The 17860-nt window shown below is 68.3% G+C and carries 15 protein-coding genes and 3 pseudogenes; 11 read left to right on the top strand and 7 right to left on the bottom strand.

The window, feature by feature from the left end; translation table 11 throughout:
- The first annotated feature begins 7 nt into the window (after nucleotides 1-7).
- The 5 genes and pseudogenes from G6N35_RS06695 to G6N35_RS06680 all read left to right on the top strand — a co-directional run bounded on the left by G6N35_RS06695 (nucleotide 8) and on the right by G6N35_RS06680 (nucleotide 5008).
- Nucleotides 8-556, top strand: a complete 549-nt coding sequence (locus tag G6N35_RS06695) for a cysteine hydrolase family protein (protein WP_163803549.1) — start codon at nucleotides 8-10, stop codon at nucleotides 554-556.
- 101 nt (nucleotides 557-657) lie between these two features.
- Nucleotides 658-1833, top strand: coding sequence for an acyl-CoA dehydrogenase family protein (locus G6N35_RS06690; RefSeq protein WP_407664605.1), 1176 nt, complete (start codon nucleotides 658-660; stop codon nucleotides 1831-1833).
- Nucleotides 1834-1993: 160 nt separating this feature from the next.
- Nucleotides 1994-3529: pseudogene (locus tag G6N35_RS27240) on the top strand (FadD3 family acyl-CoA ligase); the annotation flags it as partial.
- Nucleotides 3512-4603, top strand: a complete 1092-nt coding sequence (locus G6N35_RS27235; protein WP_281357066.1) for an alpha/beta fold hydrolase — start codon at nucleotides 3512-3514, stop codon at nucleotides 4601-4603. The pseudogene G6N35_RS27240 and the gene G6N35_RS27235, both read left to right, overlap by 18 nt.
- A 60-nt stretch (nucleotides 4604-4663) precedes the next feature.
- Complete coding sequence (locus tag G6N35_RS06680) at nucleotides 4664-5008, top strand: hypothetical protein (RefSeq protein WP_163803546.1); 345 nt, start codon at nucleotides 4664-4666, stop codon at nucleotides 5006-5008.
- 15 nt (nucleotides 5009-5023) lie between these two features.
- Here the strand turns inward: G6N35_RS06680 and G6N35_RS06675 are convergent, their stop codons facing one another.
- Both G6N35_RS06675 and G6N35_RS06670 read right to left on the bottom strand, forming a co-directional pair.
- The gene (locus tag G6N35_RS06675; RefSeq protein ID WP_163803545.1) at nucleotides 5024-6409 is read right to left on the bottom strand and encodes an aspartate aminotransferase family protein; all 1386 of its coding nucleotides are present in this window, start codon (nucleotides 6407-6409) and stop codon (nucleotides 5024-5026) included.
- A gap of 24 nt (nucleotides 6410-6433) precedes the next feature.
- Nucleotides 6434-7951 (bottom strand): CoA-acylating methylmalonate-semialdehyde dehydrogenase, encoded by a 1518-nt coding sequence (locus tag G6N35_RS06670; protein ID WP_163803544.1) that lies wholly within the window; start codon nucleotides 7949-7951, stop codon nucleotides 6434-6436.
- 110 nt (nucleotides 7952-8061) lie between these two features.
- Between G6N35_RS06670 and G6N35_RS06665 the strand changes: the two genes are divergently transcribed.
- Complete coding sequence (locus G6N35_RS06665) at nucleotides 8062-9651, top strand: PucR family transcriptional regulator (RefSeq protein ID WP_163803543.1); 1590 nt, start codon at nucleotides 8062-8064, stop codon at nucleotides 9649-9651.
- Here G6N35_RS06665 and G6N35_RS06660 read toward each other — a convergent pair.
- Nucleotides 9632-10465, bottom strand: coding sequence for a formate/nitrite transporter family protein (locus G6N35_RS06660; protein ID WP_163807513.1), 834 nt, complete (start codon nucleotides 10463-10465; stop codon nucleotides 9632-9634). The genes G6N35_RS06665 and G6N35_RS06660 overlap by 20 nt on opposite strands.
- A 46-nt stretch (nucleotides 10466-10511) precedes the next feature.
- On the opposite strand from G6N35_RS06660, the pseudogene G6N35_RS06655 reads away from it, so the two are divergent.
- A pseudogene (locus tag G6N35_RS06655) lies at nucleotides 10512-11081 on the top strand (hypothetical protein); the annotation flags it as partial.
- Nucleotides 11082-11493: 412 nt separating this feature from the next.
- Nucleotides 11494-11976 (top strand): annotated as a pseudogene (locus G6N35_RS06650) (NlpC/P60 family protein); the annotation flags it as partial.
- Between the two features lie 119 nt (nucleotides 11977-12095).
- Here G6N35_RS06650 and G6N35_RS06645 read toward each other — a convergent pair.
- Nucleotides 12096-12386: a DUF4193 domain-containing protein gene (locus G6N35_RS06645; protein WP_163803541.1), complete on the bottom strand. Its 291-nt coding sequence runs from the start codon at nucleotides 12384-12386 to the stop codon at nucleotides 12096-12098.
- A gap of 103 nt (nucleotides 12387-12489) precedes the next feature.
- A complete protein-coding gene (locus G6N35_RS06640; protein ID WP_163803540.1) occupies nucleotides 12490-13326 on the bottom strand; it encodes an SDR family NAD(P)-dependent oxidoreductase in 837 nt (278 codons plus the stop codon).
- A gap of 123 nt (nucleotides 13327-13449) precedes the next feature.
- On the opposite strand from G6N35_RS06640, the gene G6N35_RS06635 reads away from it, so the two are divergent.
- The gene (locus G6N35_RS06635; protein WP_163803539.1) at nucleotides 13450-15291 is read left to right on the top strand and encodes a fatty acyl-AMP ligase; all 1842 of its coding nucleotides are present in this window, start codon (nucleotides 13450-13452) and stop codon (nucleotides 15289-15291) included.
- Nucleotides 15292-15388: 97 nt separating this feature from the next.
- Nucleotides 15389-15601 carry a hypothetical protein gene (locus tag G6N35_RS06630; protein WP_163803538.1) on the top strand — a complete coding sequence of 71 codons (213 nt, stop codon included), beginning with the start codon at nucleotides 15389-15391 and terminating at the stop codon, nucleotides 15599-15601.
- 3 nt (nucleotides 15602-15604) lie between these two features.
- Here the strand turns inward: G6N35_RS06630 and G6N35_RS06625 are convergent, their stop codons facing one another.
- A complete protein-coding gene (locus tag G6N35_RS06625; RefSeq protein ID WP_163803537.1) occupies nucleotides 15605-16684 on the bottom strand; it encodes a beta-mannosidase in 1080 nt (359 codons plus the stop codon).
- Between the two features lie 100 nt (nucleotides 16685-16784).
- Here G6N35_RS06625 and G6N35_RS06620 point away from each other — a divergent pair, with 100 nt between their 5' ends.
- Entirely contained in the window at nucleotides 16785-17066 is a 282-nt protein-coding gene (locus tag G6N35_RS06620) for a hypothetical protein (RefSeq protein WP_170313114.1), read from the top strand.
- A 7-nt stretch (nucleotides 17067-17073) separates the two neighbouring features.
- On the opposite strand, the gene G6N35_RS06615 is transcribed toward G6N35_RS06620, so the two are convergent.
- Nucleotides 17074-17847 (bottom strand): enoyl-CoA hydratase/isomerase family protein, encoded by a 774-nt coding sequence (locus tag G6N35_RS06615; RefSeq protein WP_163803536.1) that lies wholly within the window; start codon nucleotides 17845-17847, stop codon nucleotides 17074-17076.
- Nucleotides 17848-17860 lie beyond the last annotated feature (13 nt).

Raw genomic sequence — 17860 nt, 5'->3', positions numbered from 1 at the left:
TCCCACGATGTCGACTCTCGACGGCAGGCCGAACACCGCTCTGCTGGTCATCGACGTCCAGAACGACGTGGTCGCCCGCGCCCACGACCGCGACGCAGTCGTCGCCACGATCGCCACGCTGGTGGACCGCGCCCGCACCGAGGGCGTGCCGGTCGTCTGGATTCAGCATTCCGACGGCGACCTGCCCGCCGGCAGCGACGCCTGGCAGATCGTCACCGAACTGGCGCCCGGTGACGCCGAACCAGTGGTGGCCAAGCACTTCGGCGACTCGTTCGAGGACACCATCCTGGAGTCGGTGCTCGCCGATCTCGGCGTCGGACATCTGGTGGTGACCGGTGCGCAGACCGATTACTGCGTTCGCAGCACGATCCATGGCGCCTTCACCCGTGGCTATGACGTCACGTTGGTCAGCGATGCCCACACCACGGAGGACCCGACGCAGTGGGGTGCGCCGCCCTCGGAACAGATCATCGTGCACACCAATCTCTATTGGCGCCACCAGGCGGCACCGGGGCGCACGGCCCGCGTGGTCACCGCCGAGGAGGTCGGCTGGTAGTCGTCCTTGCCTCGGTGGCCGAACAGGTCTATACACTTTTTCAAGGTTGTTCACTGTCGTTCAGCCCACCGCGTCGAGATCGGAGAAGTTCAGTGACCGCGATGCTCGGAGCGGGGGATCAGGTACGCGACGTCGCGCGGGGGATGCGCGATCTGGTGGCGGCGCAAGCCGCCGAGTCCGAACAGCTGCGCACCATGTCCCGCGCGATCGTCGACGAGATGTGGGACAGCGGTCTGATGACAGCGTTCAACCCGGTCGAGGCCGGGGGTGTGGAGCCCACTTTCGCCGAGATGATCGAGACATGGATCGAGATGGCTTGGCAGGATGGCTCGTTCGGCTGGATCGGCATCGCCAATCTGCCCTCGACGTTCGCCGCGGCCGCCTACCTGCCCGACGAGGGTTTCGCCGAGGTGTTCACCGCCAACGGCAACCACGTGACCATGGGTGGGCAGTTCTTCCCCAACGGGCAGGGCGCGGTGGTCGAGGGTGGCTACCGGGTCAGTGGGTCGTGGAGTTTCGGGTCGGGGACCGGCCACGCCGAGTACGTCTGTGCGGGCTTCTTCCCGCTCGACGACGGCCAGCCGCGGATGGCGGCCGACGGCCTTCCCGAGATGCAGGTGGCAGTCATCCCGCGCGCGGAGATCGTCTTCACCGACGGTTGGCATGTCCAGGGCCTCAAGGGAACCGGGTCCTACGACTACCGCGTCGACGATGTCTTCGTGCCCACCCACCGCACCTTCCCGCTGTTCTCCAGGACGCCCAACCGGGGCAGCTCGCCGGCCACCCGGATGGGCCTGATGCCGGTGACGGCGGCCGGGCACGCGGCGTGGGCCCTGGGGGTGGCCAAGAGCATGCTCGACGACGTCCAGTCGTTGGCGGCCACCAAGTTCCGGATGAGCGACATGGCGTCGCTGGCCAGCCGTCCCACCTTCCAGAAGAACCTTGCCCATCACGTCTGCGCCTGGCGGGCGGCGCGATTGCTGATCCTCGACGCATTCGGCACCGCGGAGGCCGCCGTGGCCGGCGGGCAGGATCTGACGCCGATGCTGCGCGCGGATATGCGGGCAGCCGCGGTGTTCGCCACCGACGTCGCGCGCGGGTGCGCCGAGTGGGCGCACCTGGCTGCCGGCACCACGGCGATCCGGGAGGGCAGTCGGCTCGAGCGCGGGTTCCGTGACATCTACACCGGATCCCAGCATGCGTTCATCAGCGAGAAGGTCGCGATGGACGCCGCGCAGATCTGGCTGGGAATCCTCGAGGATCAGCCCGGGCTGTAGCGAGTGCTCCACCCCGGCCAACCGATCCGCGCCGACAGGGCACAAAATTGGCGTCCCCGTAAGATTTCCTCAGAGCGTGGGGTGACGTGTCGGTAATCGGGGGTCTTCAGTGTCGGCAGCGACGAACGAGCACGGCGGATACCGCCCGGATCCTGCCCAGCTGACCACCACGCCCGCATTGGTGGACCGGATGTCGATCGACTTCGCCGACCACCCGGCGGTGATCGCCCCGGACCGGAGCTTCAGCTATGCCCAGTTGCGTGACGAGGTGCGCCGCGCGGCCGCAGCCATGCTCGGGCTCGGTATCGAACCGGGGGACCGGGTTGCGATCTGGGCGCCGAACACCTGGCACTGGGTCGTCGCCTCGTTGGCGATCCATTACGCCGGCGGCGTGCTGGTGCCGCTGAGCGTCCGCTACACCGCCGAGGAGGCCGGCGACATCCTGGACCGCACCGCGGCGACGTTGTTGATCGCGGCGAGCGGGCTGCCCGGCGCCGATCGGCTGACCGAACCCGACCGTGGCGCCCTTCCCGCATTGCGTCACGTCGTTCGTATCCCGCTCGACGGCCCCGACTCGGGCCCCGGCAGCTGGGATCACTTCCTGTCCGGGCCGGCGGCGTCCGGCGCCGACGTCGATAGCCGCGCGGCGGCTGTCGGACCCGACGACGTGGCCGACATCCTGTTCACGTCCGGCACGACCGGGCGCAGCAAGGGAGTGCTCTGCGCCCACCGGCAGTCGTTGACGGCCTCGGCCGCCGGCGCCGCCGCATGCGGACTCACCAGCACGGATCGCTATCTGTGCATCAACCCGTTCTTCCACTGCTTCGGTTACAAGGCCGGGATGCTGGCCGGCCTGGTCAGCGGAGCCACCCTGGTGCCGCAACTGCGTTTCGATCCCGAGCTGGCGATGGCGACGATCGCCGAGCAACGCATCACGTTCGTCACCGGGCCACCGACGGTCTTCCAGACGATCCTGGATCACCCGGCCAGAGCGGCCTACGACCTGAGCTCGCTGCGGTTCGCGTTCACCGGCTCGTCGACGGTGCCGGTCGCCCTCGTCGAGCGGCTGCAGCAGGACCTCGAGGTCGACGTCGTGCTCACCGGTTACGGGTTGACCGAGGCCAACAGTTTCGGCACGGCCTGCCAGTACGGCGACGACGCCGTCACCGTGGCCACCACCTGTGGGCGGCCGATCGCCGACTTCGAATTGCGCATCGACTGCGGCGACTCACCCGACGGTGTCGGGGAGGTGCTGCTGCGCGGTCCCAACGTGATGCTCGGCTACCTCGACGACCCGGCGGCCACCGCCGAGGCCATCGACGCCGAGGGCTGGTTGCACACCGGTGATGTCGGCGTCGTCGACGCGGCCGGCAACCTTCGGATCACCGACCGCCTCAAGGACATGTACATCTGCAGCGGGTTCAAGGTCTATCCCGCCGAGGTGGAGCAGGTTCTGGCCCGGCTGCCCGGTGTCGCGCAGGTTGCCGTCGTCGGCGTGCCCCACCCGGTGCTCGGCGAGGTCGGCCGCGCCTTTGTCGTCACCCAGCCCACCGCGACGCTCGACCCGACCGCCGTCATCGCCTGGGCGCGCGGACATCTCGCGGATTACAAGATCCCGCAGTCGGTGGCGTTCGTCGAGGAGCTTCCCCGCAACGCCAGTGGCAAAGTGCTGAAATCGGTGTTGCGAGAACTTGATTGCGCCACTGGCGGACCGGATGCCGGGCAGCCGCGTGAGATCGTCGCTCCCGGTCTGGGTGGTCCGCCGGTGGGATGGGTGGAGAACTGGGTTGCCGACACCTGGCAATTGCTGCTGAACATCACCCGCCCCGGCCGGCTGGACCGTTTCACCGATCTGGGCGGCAGCTCGCTGACGGCAATCGAGTTCTCCCGGATGCTGGCCACCCAGTTCGGTGTCAGCATGTCGCTGGACCGGTTGGCGGCGTGCCCGACCATCGCCGAACTGGTGGCCAACCTGCAACCCGGAAGCGGCGAACAACGCGCACCGGTCGTCGCGCTGCGGACCGATCGGTCCGGACCGGTGTGTCTGATGGTGCCGGGTATTGGCGGCCACGCCTGGATCTACGCGCCGCTGGCTGCGGCGGTCAACGGCCCCTGCGACATGGTCGCCCTGAGTTTGATGGATCTTCGGCACGGCCCGGCAGGACACCTGCGCACCCGGGTCCGGTCAGCGGCGCTGACGGTGGCACGGCAGGCCGGCGCCGAGGGCCGGCCGTTCGTCATCGCCGGGTACTCGTTTGGTGCCCTGATCGCGGCGGACCTGGCCTGCTGGCTGGAAGACCAGGGGGTGACGGTGGCTGGGCTGCTCCTGCTGGACCCGCATCCGCTGGACTCGCACCGCCCGCCGCGCAATGCCGCTGTCTGGCAACGGGTTCGCAGAGTTGCGACGGATCCGCGTGCCCTCGCCGGCGCCATCCGGCGCAGATGGCGAGATCGGCGCAGCACCGGCGTCGCGGTGCGTTCACCCGCTGCTCAGCAGCTCGAAAACGACATCGTCGAGATGTCCCGGATGACCTACGACGAATACCTGGACGGTTCGATCCGCCTGCCGGCCGCACCGGCGGTATGGATTCAGTCGCGGGAAATGGCTACCAGGTGGCAGTCCAGCACAACGCTCTTCGCAACCCCGATCCCGATGGTCCAACGAACGATCGTCGAGCTGGGCCACGTTGCCGTGATGCTCATTCCGGGCGTCGGGCAGCTTGCGGCATGGCTGGATCGCCAGCTTGCCGGGATCGGCCGCGCCGACTGAGCGACCCACGGCGGCATTTCCCGCGCGCCGCTGTGGGCCCCGCACTACAGTCAGAAAGCTATGACCGACTGGTCCGATCCGCGGCTGCCGACCTATCGATCGAGCCCGCGTCAGCTCAAACGGATGAGCCGCGACTTTGCCGGTGTCGGTGTCGGCATCGCGCCGGAGCGGCTCCAGCAGATCGCTCAGGGCGGGTCAGCCACCGACGACGAACTCATCGACGTCAGTTTCGCGCTGGCCGCCACCAAGATGCTCGACGAACAGCGCCGGTCCAAACGCGGTCGGGCGGGCCGACGCTGCGTTCACGGCCTGGTCGTCTTCGGGGCCATCCTGGTGGCGGTCAACATCCTGCTGTGCCTGGCCTTGGCGATGTTCATCCTGACCCAGCACACGTCCCCGTACTAGGGGCTGCGGTACGGCTCAGCCGGTCACGTAGGTGTCGGCAACGTCGAGCGCCTTGTCCAGGATCGCCAGCCCCTCGGCCACCTCGGCGTCGGTGACGTTGCACGACGGAACGGCGTGGATCCGGTTGAAGTTGGCGAACGGCAGCAGCCCATCGGCCTTGCACGCGGCGATCACGGCGTTCATCGCGTCGCTGGATCCGCCGTAGGGGGCCAGCGGCTCGCGGGTGGCCTGGTTGGCCACCAGTTCGATCGCCCAGAACACCCCGAGGCCGCGGACCTCGCCCACGGAGGGGTGCCGGGCGGCCAGGTCGTGCAGGCCCGGGCCGAGCACCGACTCACCGATCCTGGCGGCGTTGGCCACCATGCCTTCGTCCTCCATCGCGTTGAGGGTCGCGACGGCGGCCGCACAGGCCAGCGGATGACCGGAGTAGGTCAGGCCGCCGGGGTAGGCGCGATCGGCGAAGGTGTTGTAGATCGCATCGTTGATGGCTACGCCACCGAGCGGGACATAGCCGGAGGTGACGCCCTTGGCGAACGTCATGAGGTCGGGCACGACATCGAAATGATCGATGGCGAACCACTTTCCGGTCCGTCCGAAGCCGGCCATCACCTCGTCGGCGATCATGACGATGCCGTGGCGGTTGCAGATCTCCCGCACCCCGGCCATGTACCCGGGCGGGGGCACCATGATGCCCGCGGTGCCGGGCACCGACTCGAGGATGATCGCGGCGATCGAGGACGCACCCTCGTGAGCGATCAGCCGCTCCAGGTACTCCAGCGCGCGCTCGGATTCCTGCTGCTCGTTCTCGGCGTAGAACGACGAGCGGTACAGGAACGGGCCGTTGAAGTGGATGACACCGGCGCTGGCGTAGTCGTTCGGGTAGCGCCGTGGGTCACCGGTGAGGTTGATCGCGGTGTCGGTGCCACCGTGGTACGAGCGGTACCGGGAGAGCACCTTGCGCCGGCCGGTGTGCAGCCGGGCCATCCGCACCGCGTGCTCGACGGCGTCGGCGCCGCCGTTGGTGAAGAACACCCGGTTCAGGTCACCCGGGGTGCGCTCGGCGATCAGCCGGGCGGCTTCGGACCGGGCGGCGTTGGCGTGCTGAGGGGCGATCGTGCACAGCTTGGCGGCCTGCTCGGCGATCGCGGCGACGACCTTCGGGTGCTGGTGGCCGATATTGGTGAACACCAGCTGGCCGGAGAAGTCCAGCAGCTTGTTGCCGTCACCGTCCCAGACGTAGGAACCCTCCGAGGCGACGATCGTCATCGGCTTGATCTGTGCCTGCGCCGACCAGGAGTGGAAGACGTGTCGGCGATCCAGCTCGTAGGCGCGCGACGCCTCGGCGCGGGCGCTCTCGGTGTCCAGGCCGTTGGGCAGCAGGTGCGAAGTCGTTGCAGTCATAGCTGTGCGTTGCCTCTTTCGGGCTCAGTTGTTCTGGGGGAAGCCGAGATTGATGCCGCCGTGGCTGGGGTCGAGCCACCGGCTGGTGACCACCTTGCCACGGGTGAAGAAGTGCACACCCTCGGTTCCGTGCGCGTGGGTGTCGCCGAACAGCGACGACTTCCACCCACCGAAACTGTAGTAGGCCGTCGGCACCGGGATCGGGACGTTGATGCCGACCATGCCGACCTCGACCTCGTTCTGGAACCGGCGGGCCGCGCCACCGTCGTTGGTGAAGATCGCGGTGCCGTTGCCGTAGGGGTTGGCATTGATCAGTTCGAGGGCCTCGTCGTAGGTGTCCACCCGGACCACCGAGAGCACCGGGCCGAAGATCTCGTCGGTGTAGACGCTCATCTCGGGGGTGACATGGTCGATCAGGGTCGGGCCCAGCCAGAAACCGTCCTCGCCGCCGTCCGCCGAGACTTGGCGGCCGTCGACCACGATGGTGGCGCCGTCGGCTTCGCCGGCGTCGATGTAGGAGGCCACCCGATCACGGTGCGCCTTGGTGACCAGCGGTCCCATGTCGGAGTCGCGGGTGCCGTCGCCGGTCTTGAGGGTCTTGGTGCGTTCGACGATCTTGGCGACGAGTTCGTCGGCGATCGGGCCGACAGCGACGGCCGCCGAGATGGCCATGCAGCGCTCACCCGCCGAGCCGAAACCGGCGTTGACCATGGCGTCGGCGGCCAGGTCCAGGTCGGCGTCGGGCAGGATCAGCGCGTGGTTCTTGGCACCGCCGAGGGCCTGGACCCGCTTGCCGTGCATGGTGCCGGTCGAGTAGACGTACTGGGCGATCGGGGTGGAACCGACGAAGGACACCGCCTTGATCGCGGGGTTGGTCAGCAGCTCATCGACGGCGACCTTGTCGCCCTGCAGCACGTTGAACACGCCGGCGGGCAGGCCCGCCTCGGCCCACAGGTTGGCGATCCACAGCGAGGCTGACGGGTCCTTTTCGGAGGGCTTGAGCACCACGGTGTTGCCGGCGGCGATCGCGATGGGGAAGAACCACATCGGCACCATCGCGGGGAAGTTGAACGGCGAGATGACGGCCACCGGTCCCAGCGGCTGACGGATCGAGGCCACGTCGACGTTGGTCGAGGCGTTCTCGGTCATCCCACCCTTGAGCAGATGCGCTATGCCGCAAGCGAATTCGACGACCTCCTGGCCACGGCTGACCTCACCGAGCGCATCGGAGAGCACCTTGCCGTGCTCGGCGGTGATGAGTTCGGCCAGCTCCTGCTTGCGGGCGTTGAGCAGCTCGCGGAAGTTGAACAGGATCGAGGTGCGCTTGGCGATCGAGGTGTCGCGCCAGGCCGGGAAGGCGGCGCGGGCCGCTTCGATGACAGCGCGGGCGTCGGCGACGTCGGCCAGGGCGACCTGGCCGGTGACCTGACCGGTGGCGGGGTTCGTGACGGGCGCGGTGCGGTCGCTGTTACCGGCGAACAGCTTGCCGTCGGACCAGTGGGCGATGGTACGGACGCGGGTATTGGGCGCGGTGAGAGTCACGGGAGTCCTGTTCGTTCAGAAGATGTCCTGACCTCGATTCTGGGTGCTGTCGGGATCGGCCACCTCCGACGAAATGTCAGATATCTGGCTGATTCTTTTACACTCTGTCAATGGAGCCTACCGTCCGCGAGATCCTGGACCTGCCGGCGTTACGGGCCGGTGAGCCCGAGCTGGTCTGCGCGGGCGACCTCGACAAACCTGTCCGCTGGGTGCACGTCAGCGATCTGGCTGATCTGTCCGGCTTGCTGACCGGCGGCGAACTGGTGCTCACCACCGGACCGGCGCTGGCCGACCCGGCCACCCGCGACGGCTACCTGCCCGGGTTGGCCGCGGCGGGCGCCGTCGGTGTGGTGGTCGAGTTGGGGCTGCACATCGGGGAGGTTCCGCCGTCGGTGCGCACATCGGGTATCGACGCAGGTCTGCCGGTGGCCGTGCTGCACCGGCCGGTGCGCTTCATCGACGTCACCGAGGAGGTGCACCGCCGCATCGTCGCCGACCAGTACGCCGAGGTCGCCTACGCCCAGCGGGTCCACGAGGCGTTCACCGCGCTGAGCATGCGCCGAGCCTCCATCGACCAGATCGTGGAGTCGACGGCCGAGATGCTCCAGACGCCGGTGGTTCTGGAAGATCTCAACCGTCAGGTGCTCTCGTTCGCCGCCTGGGAGGTGCCGACCACGGAGCTGCTCGCAGGCTGGGAACGCCGGTCGCGGCTGGCGTCCGAGGACACCTGGACCGCGCGGCCGGTCGGGCCGTACCGCGAGGTGTGGGGCAGGCTGATCGCCCCCGCGATCGTGAAGGCCGACGCCCGTACGGTGACGACACTGGAGCGGGCGGCACAGGCGCTGGCCCTGCACCGCATGGTCGAACAGAACCGCACGTCGCTAGAGCTGCGGGCGCAGAGCGGGCTGGTGGACGATCTGCGCCGGGGGCGCATCGTCGACGAGGCCGAGGCCACGGCGCGGGCGCATGCACTCGGCTTGCGGCCTGCACTGACCTACGTGCCGCTGGCGGCTCGGTTGCGGGAGACGGCGGCAGCCGATCAGGTGGTGGTCCAGCAACGCCGGGTGCGCACCCTGGACGCGATCATGCACGCGGTGCGCGCGGGCGGTCACACCGGACTCGCCGCCACCCGAGACGACGGTCAGATCGACCTCGTGCTGGCACCGCAACGGGCAGGCGGACGTTCATCGGATTCCGCACTGACCCAGGTGTGTTCGGAGATCCGGCGTGCGGTCTTGCGCCTGGACGGTGTCAGTGACTGCGTCATCGGGGTCGGACCGGAGTCCAGTCGTCTGATCGACGCCGTCGGCGGGCTCGCCGAAGCCGGCCACGTGGCGGAGGTTGCGATGTCGATGCCGTTGCATGACAAGCCGTTTCACCGGTCCGCCGATGTCCGGCTGCGCGGTCTGATCTCGCTGATCCGGTCCGATCCGCGGGTGCAGGCTTTTGCCGAGACCGAGCTGGCCGGCCTGCTGGCGCACCGTGCGGTCCACGGCGACGACGCTTTCGAGCTGTTGCGCAGCTTTCTGCAGGCCGGCGGCAACAAGGCCGAATTGGCCCGCACCGTGCACATGTCGCGCCCCACGCTGTACTCCCGGCTGGACGCACTGGAGCGCATCATCGGCCTCGATCTCGACGACGCCGAATCGCGGACGTCGCTTCATGTGGCGATGCTGATCCTCAGTCAGGCCGGGTGGTAGCGCTTTCCATCTCGCGGCGCTCGTCCTTGATCCGCTCCTTGCTGCGCAACAGCCTCAGCAGCGTCACCAGCACCAGCCCGCCCACCACGTTGCCGATCACCGTGTACCCGAACCAGCCCAACCAGTCGAGGTAGCCGAACGGGGCGTCGCCGGTGATCAGCGCGCCGAAGATCAACAGCGAGTCCAGGATCGAGTGGAACAGCTGCAGACCGGCCAGCAGAAATGCCCCGGCCACCGCGGCGGCGATCTTGCCGGGTACCGAGTCGGTGCCGTGCTGCATCCGCGTCATCAACGTGATCACCATGCCGCCGAGCACCGCCAGCGCGCCGGTCTGCAGCGACAACGGTGCCGTCGCGTAGTGGCTGGCCGATTCGATGGTTTGATCGGCCAGCTTTGGTAGCGCGGTGATGATCAGCGCCATGATCACCCAGCCACCGACCAGGTTGGCCGCCAGGGTTCCGCCCCACAGCTTGAGCAGCTGGCCGAAGCCGGCCCGCTTGGCCGCGACCGTGGTGACCGGCACCAGGAAGCCCTCGGTGAACAGCTCGCTGCGTCCGAGCAAGAGCGCGAGGAAACCGATCGAGAACGCCAGCCCCGCCAGCAGTGGGTTGTCTGTCTGGGCCAACACCGAGAGGTAGGCCAGCACACCCATCGCCACCTCGGTGCCGCCGAAGAATCCGGTCACCAGGACTTCGCGCCAGCTGCGGTGCAGGCGTTGGCTGCCCTCGTCGACCATCCGGGTGAAGGCCTCCTCGAGTTCGTCCTCGATGGGGCTGTCGGAGTCGCCGAGCTCACGCTGGCTGGTTTCGGTCACGCCGAGCACATACCCGCCGGTCCCCGGCGCCATACACTCGATGGTCGTGGGGATTCTGGTCGGGTTCGCGCCGTGGATCGTGTACTGGGTGCTGGTCGGCAATGTCCCGTTCGACACCGCCGTCCTGGTGGCTCTTGCCGTGGCCGTCGCGGGATTGGTCCTGGGCCGGATTCGCAAGGCCCCCGGCATCACCTTCGAGATCGGAGCGGTGGCGACGTTCACGGTTCTGACGCTCCTCACGGTCACGCTCAGTCAGGCCTTCATGGAGCGCTGGATCCAGCCGTTGAGCAACCTCGGCATCTTCGTGGTGGCACTGGGCGGCGTGCTCATCGGCAGACCGTTCGTCCGCGAGTTCGCGGCGGCGGACAGGCCCGACGAGGTGCTCGCCAGTGAACCGTTCCGCCGGATCACCACGACGCTGACCTGGATCTGGGTCGCGGCCTTCGCCGGGATGACGATCTCCTCGGCGGTCCCCCCGATCGTGCAGGGCGATGCGACGATCCTGGACACCAAGACACCGCTGTCCTTCGTCTGCTATTGGGTGATCCCGGCTGTGCTCATGGCGGCCGCAGCATTGGCGTCGCGCATTCTGCCGGCCAGGATGACGCCGCCCGATTAGGGCGCGGTCCGCGGATCCGCCAGAGGCCGGCGCCGGGTTTTCCCGGGCCCGGTCGTGGCCGGTACCGCAGGCGAGCCCCAGCCGTTGCTGGCGAGTGCTCGAGCGTGGCCGCGGCCGGGGTCCCACCATGCCACGGGTCGCCGGCACAGCCGACGCGCCGGGTGGGGTCGCAACCGTTCGGCCACCGTTGGAGCGCGCTTGGGACACCGTTGCATCACGGTTTGGGCAAAACGCCTGGTCAGCGAAAAATCCGGCTGGCCCCCGCAGATCTGTTTGCTGTAGAAGTTACAGAAGTGACTTTTGTGAATACCGCGGGCTTTGCTCCGGGTTTCCGTCACGGGGGACGAGAAGTGGGCGCGGGGCCGGAGCACACGGCCACCGGGCCCGGAGGAGATGGAGAGAAAAGATGATGAAGCGCCTCTATGCCATCGCGATCAGCCTGGCGGTAGTGCTGGCGATCCCCGGTTTGGTGTCGGCGAGTGCCGGAGCCGCCCCGGTGAGCCGCGACCAGTACGTCAAGATCGTCATCGACCGCGGCCTCGCGCAGCGCGGTGTGCCCTACTCCTGGGCCGGCGGCGACATCACCGGACCCACCCTCGGCAAGGGGACGGGTGCGACGACTGTGGGCTTCGATTCCTCGGGCCTGATCCAGTACGTCTACGCCGGCGTCGGAGCGAAGCTGCCCCGGTCCTCCGGCGACATGTACAAGGTCGGCCAGCACGTGACCGCAGATCAGGCGCTTCCGGGCGATCTGATCTTCTACGGCCCGGACGGCACACAGAGCGTGGCGATGTTCCTGGGCAACGGTCAGATGCTCGAAGTGACCGATACCGCGGTGGCCGTGTCGCCGGTCCGTACCGCGGATCTGGCGCCGTATCTGGTTCGCATCATCGCCTGACCCGACTGGCGGGCGCGCGAAAGGGCGCGCCCCGCACCGGCCATGTGTCGGTGCGGGGCGCGCCCTTTGATCATGCTGAGCGCCTGCTCGTTGTGGCCCAGTGGGCCCACCAGTTAGGCGCAGTCGGTGCAGATCAGCTGTGCGGCGTCGGCCAGCCGGCTGCGGTGGTGCACCAGAAAGCAGCTGGTGCAGGTGAATTCGTCGGCCTGCTTCGGGATGACCCGGACCGTGAGTTCCTCGTCGGAGAGGTCGGCGCCGGGCAGTTCGAAGGAGTCGACCGCATCGGCTTCATCCACGTCGATGACCGCGGTCGCCGCGTCGTTACGCCGGCCCGCGAGCTCCTCCAGCGATTCGTCCTCAGGCTCAGCCTGCGTGCGGCGGGGGGCGTCGTAGTCAACCGTCATATCCGTGCCTTCCCGTTACGTTCTCTAGTTCAACCGACGCGACAACGTGGTTGAAAGCGGGTTTGTTCCCGAACCGGCCACCGGCTAAACACCGGACGTCCGATCAATGCGCCCAACCCTCGGCGGCTTGGTCGTCGAAGGTGCGATCGATGCGTTCGAACCGGCGCCGGATCGAGCCCCGCGCATTGCTGTGCGGCACAACATACAGCCTGTTGGACGCAACGGCATCAACCGTGAGCCGCGCCACCTCGTCGACATCGAGGACGACGTCGTCGGTGACGTGCCCGACGAATGGCGGATCGGTGTGATCATCGGCGGCCACGTCGGCCCCAAGCCCGGCCCGGCTGCGTTGTGAGTTGTTCTCCAGATTGGTGCCCACCAGCATCGGGCACAGCACCGAGACCCCGATGCCGTCGGGCTTGAGCTCCCGCGACAACACCTCGGCCAGTGCGACGACACCGTATTTGGCCACGCAGTACGGTCCCAGGCCGACATTGGCGACCAGTCCGGCGAACGATGCGGTGAACAGGATGTGCCCGCCGCCGAGGCGCTGCAACCGGGGTACGAAGACTTCGACTCCGTGGATCGGGCCCCACAGGTCGATGTCGATCAGCCAGCGCCAATCGGCGTGCGACATCTCGGAGATCGGACCGGCCAGCGCCACACCGGCGTTGTTGAAGACGATGTCCGCCGGACCGATGAGACGCTCGGTCTCGTCGGCCAGCTGCTCGACGTCCTCCAGCCGGGTCACGTCGCAGATCACGCCGTGCGCCACGTGGCCCTCGGCGCGCAACGCCGAGACGGCGTCGTCCAGCGCCGGGCCGGCGATGTCCCCGAGCACCACGTGGGCCCCGCGCCGGGCGAACTCGCGGGCGGTGGCCAGGCCGATGCCGCTGGCCCCACCGGTGATGACTGCACGACGGCCCTCGAATGTGTCCACGGGGCGCAAACCTAGCGCACCCGTCCCGGCTCGGGGCGCAGTGATGAACATCGCATCCACGACAGCGAGCGATGATGCCTCAGGATCCTCGGAGCGGGGGCTTGTGCTGCATAGACTTCGGTCATGGATCGGGGGCACAGCGCAGTGCCGGACGGCCTGCTGCGCATCGAGGATTGTCTGGACGGCGCCGGGGGTGTGGTGCTGCCTCCCGGAGTCACGCTCATCTCCCTGATCGACCGCAACATTGCGAATGTCGGTGACTCCGTTGCCTATCGGTACCTCGACTATGGTCGTGATCCCCTCGGACACGTCTCCGAGCTGACCTGGGCCCAGCTGGGGAGCCGGTTGCGGGCCATCGGCGCCGCCGTCCAGTCAGCCGCCGATCGTGGTGACCGGGTGGCGATCCTGGCCCCGCAGGGCCTGGACTACGTGGCCGGATTCTTTGCCGCGATCAAGGCCGGCACCATTGCGGTGCCGCTGTTCGCCCCCGAACTGCCCGGGCACGCCGAGCGGCTGGACACCGCACTGGCCGATTCCCGGCCGAGCGTCGTCCTGACCACGTCAGCGGCACGTGCCGCGGTGGAGGGGTTCCTCGATCACCTGCCCTCGACTCGACGACCCACAGTGCTCGAACTCGATACCATTCCCGACTCAGCCGGTGCTGCGTTCGCCCCCACGGCGATCGACGTCGACGACATCTCGCACCTGCAGTACACCTCGGGATCCACCCGCGCACCGGTCGGTGTCGAGATCACCCACCGCGCCGTCGGGACCAACCTGATTCAGATGATCCTGTCGATCGACCTACTGGACCGAAATACCCACGGCGTCAGCTGGTTACCGCTCTACCACGACATGGGGCTGTCGATGATCGGCTTCCCGACGGTGTACGGCGGCCACTCCACCCTGCTGTCGCCGGCGGCGTTCGTGCGCCGCCCGCAGCGCTGGATCCAGGCATTGTCGGACGGCTCGGCGACCGGGCATGTGGTCACCGCCGCGCCGAACTTCGCCTACGAGTGGGCGGCGCAGCGCGGCCGGCCCGATCCCGGATCGGCCATCGACCTGAGCAATGTGGCCCTGATCATCGGATCCGAACCGGTGAGCCCGGCGGCGATCACCGCGTTCAGCACGGCATTCGCTCCGCACGGTCTGGCGCCCACAGCGTTCAAGCCGTCCTACGGCATTGCCGAAGCCACCTTGTTCGTCGCGACGATTGCGCCCACCGACACTCCCACAGTGCTGACGCTGGACGGCGGCGCGCTGGCGGCGGGTCGCGTCGTCGCGGTCACCCCGGACGATCTCGCAGCGGTGCAGCATGTTTCGTGCGGTCAGGTGGCCCGCAGCCTGTGGGCGGTGATGGTGGACCCCGACACCGGTGACGAGCTGCCCGACGGGCGTGTCGGTGAGATCTGGCTGTATGGGCAGAATCTCGGCCGCGGCTACTGGGGACGACCCGAAGAGACCCGCGAGACGTTCGGCGCACACCTGGACGCCCGGCTACCTGTCGGCAGCCACGCCGATGGCGCACCGCTGCAGGCCGGTTGGCTCCGCACCGGCGATCTGGGGTTCTACCTCGACGGCGAGCTCTATGTCACCGGTCGCCTCGCGGACATGGTCATGGTGGACGGGCACACCTTCTACCCGCAGGACATCGAAGCCACTGTTGCCGATGCCTCCCCGGTGGTCCGCCGAGGATATGTCACCGCGTTCGCGGTGTCCGCCGGCGGCGCAGCAGCTTCCGACGGCCAGCTGGTGATCGTGGCCGAGCGGGCCGCCGGAACCGGTAGGGCCGACCCGCAGGCCGCGCTCGCCGCGGTCGGTGCGGCGGTGCAGCAGCGCTACGGTGTCACCGATCCGCGGGTCGTGCTGGTGCCCGCCGGGACGATCCCGCGAACCACCAGTGGCAAGCTGGCCCGGCGAGCGTGTCGCGCCGCATATCTCGACGGCCATTTCCCGCTGCGCTGAGCCGGCGGCCGGGTTTCCAAAAGCCAAGGGCCGCTTGTAGGGAAGCCTGGCCTCTCGGCGTGCGGGCGAGGCCATCCGCTGTTAGCGTCAGCGGACCATGTTGGAGATTGTCGCCAAGGCAGCGATCTGGGATTACCACGTCGAATGTGACCGGTGCTCCGCGGCCATCGACGTGTCCGTTCTGGTGTGCCGGCCCAGCCCTGCGATCGCCAAGCACACCCTCAACGAGCTTTTGGTGGATTTCGGCTGGCTGCCTACTGTTCGTGGCGGGTTCTGCCGCTCGCACGCCCTGCAGCTTCGCGGCCGGTAGTCGTTATCCAGCAAGGGATTTGGCGACACCGAAGAGTGGATCGTCAGGCCCGATGTCCAGCGTGCACTGGTCAAGCCGGGGATCGGGGACGAAGGCCCAGAAGAGCACTCCGGCTGATCCGGCCCGTCGTTGCGCGCCGGCCTTGCGCGCCAGATCCTCGGCCCGTTCTGACAGCGCACGGCACGACCCGGCGGCCTGACCCATCTCGGCGACCACCAAGGGTTTTCGCGCGATCCAGGCCTGGTCCAGCCGGCGCTGCACGCCGTCGGTCGCGGTGCCCGGCAGCGGCACGCCGGGTGGACCGTAATCGTGCAGATCGAGCACGTCCACGCCGGGGGACTGGGCGACCGTGAGGTAGTCGTCACCGGCCGAGCCGCACTGCCCGCCACCGGCCAGCCCTGCCCAGATCGGAGTGTCGGGATCCAGCGCCCGCAACCGCCGCCCGGCGGTGTCGAAGAACCCGCGCAGCACCGACGCCGCATCAGCCGGGCAGGACCGTTGCCGCCATTGGCACTGCTGGTCACCGCACACGCTGGCCTCCGGTTCACCGACCAGCTCCCAACCGGCCAGGGCGCTGGAGTGTCCCCAGCGGCCGACCGCCGTGTCGAGCCAGCCGGCGTAGGAGGATGACGCCCAATCGCCCGCATACCAGTTACGGTCCTTGAAATCCCCATCGTCGCAGGCGTCTTCACCAGAGGCCAGTGTGACGACGAGCAGCTGCCGATGACGTTCCGCGGCGGCGAAGACGGCATCCAGTGCGGTGAAGTCTGTGGCGGCGGTGCGCCGGTTGCGTGCCAGCGGGGCATAGGCGTTGAAGCGGGTCAGCGAATTCGGCGGCAGGGAAGCGAAATAGCGGTCGAGGTCTACCTGCGCTCCGCAGCCGGAATTCACCGCCCAGTTCGTACCGAGTTCATAGGCGTCGAAGCCCACCGGCCACCAGGGGCGCCCGTCGAGGGTGAGGACACCGTTGCTCACGGCCACCCGCGAGCCGGTGTCCGCATGCGCCGGCTCCGGCGCGCCCGTCATGGCGGCCGCCGCTACCACTGAGGCGCTCAGGGCCACCACCCATCGTCGACTACGCATCGCACCGCAGACACTAACCAATCGCCCCACACGGTGCCCGAACGCGAACATAATCGGATGGGGTCGGGAGGAATCCGGGGAGATCAGGAGGACGATCGAGATGAAGAAGCTTTCAGCTGTCGTGCTGGCCGCCATGGCGGTGGGTGCCGCTCTGATCGCCATGGCGCCGGTCGCGGGGGCCGATGTGTGTGGTGACGTGGGAGGCCGGCACGTCTCGGTCGGCGGATGCACCAATGTTGCCGGTGATGTCGCCACCGGAGCCGCTGTGGCCGGTGCTGCGACGGCCGACGACGCCGCGGCGCAGGCAGCCGCCGGACAGCCGCCGTGCTACACGCCCCAGGGGGTGCCGTACTACACACCTGGCGACGCGCCCTGCAACTGAACAGGCCTCAGCGCGCTTTCCACTGGGGTGGACGCTTGTCGCGCCGGGCGGCCAAACCTTCGGCAACGTCCTCGGTGGCGCCGGCGACCTTGCGCATCACCTCACCGAAGCGCACCGATTCGATCCAGCCCATATCGGCGGTGCGCCATGCCACCTCCTTGGTGGCGCGCTGAGCCAGCGGTGCGGCCTCGGTGAGGGTCCGCGCCCAGGCGGTCGCCTCGGCCAGCAGGTCGGTGGGCTCGACCAGCCGCCACACCAGTCCGATCTCCTTGGCCCGCTCGGCGTCGATGGGCCGGCCGGTGAGCAACAGTTCCATGGCGTTGGCCCAGCCGACCCGGCCCGGCAGCCGGATCGCCCCGACGATGGTCGGGACACCCAGCCGCACCTCGGGGTAGCTGAACGTCGCATCGGTGGAGGCAATCACGAAGTCGCAGAACAGCACACCGGTCAGCCCGTAACCGACACACGGCCCGTGCACGGCGGCGATCGTCGGCTTGTAGAGTTCCATCCCCGACTCGAAGGAGTTGATCGTCGGCTTCTCCCAGAAAGTGCCGGCGAAGGTGCCGACCGACCCTGCGCCGTCCTTGAGGTCGCTACCCGCGCAGAAGACGTCGCCGTTGGCGGTCAGAATCGCGACCCAGGCGTCTTCGTCCCCGCGGAAGCGGTCCCAGGCGTCATTGAGCGCGGTTCGCATCGCTCCGTTGATCGCGTTGCGGGCCTCGGGCCGGTTCATCGTGATGGTCGCGACGTGATCCCGCAGTTCGTAGGTGACGAGGCTCATTGCTGCACTGTAG

It is taken from the genome of Mycolicibacterium anyangense, assembly GCF_010731855.1.
In the GTDB taxonomy this organism is placed as follows: Bacteria; Actinomycetota; Actinomycetes; order Mycobacteriales; family Mycobacteriaceae; genus Mycobacterium; species Mycobacterium anyangense.
Note: the sequence above shows the minus strand (reverse complement) of the source record. Positions and strands in the feature narration are given on the sequence as shown.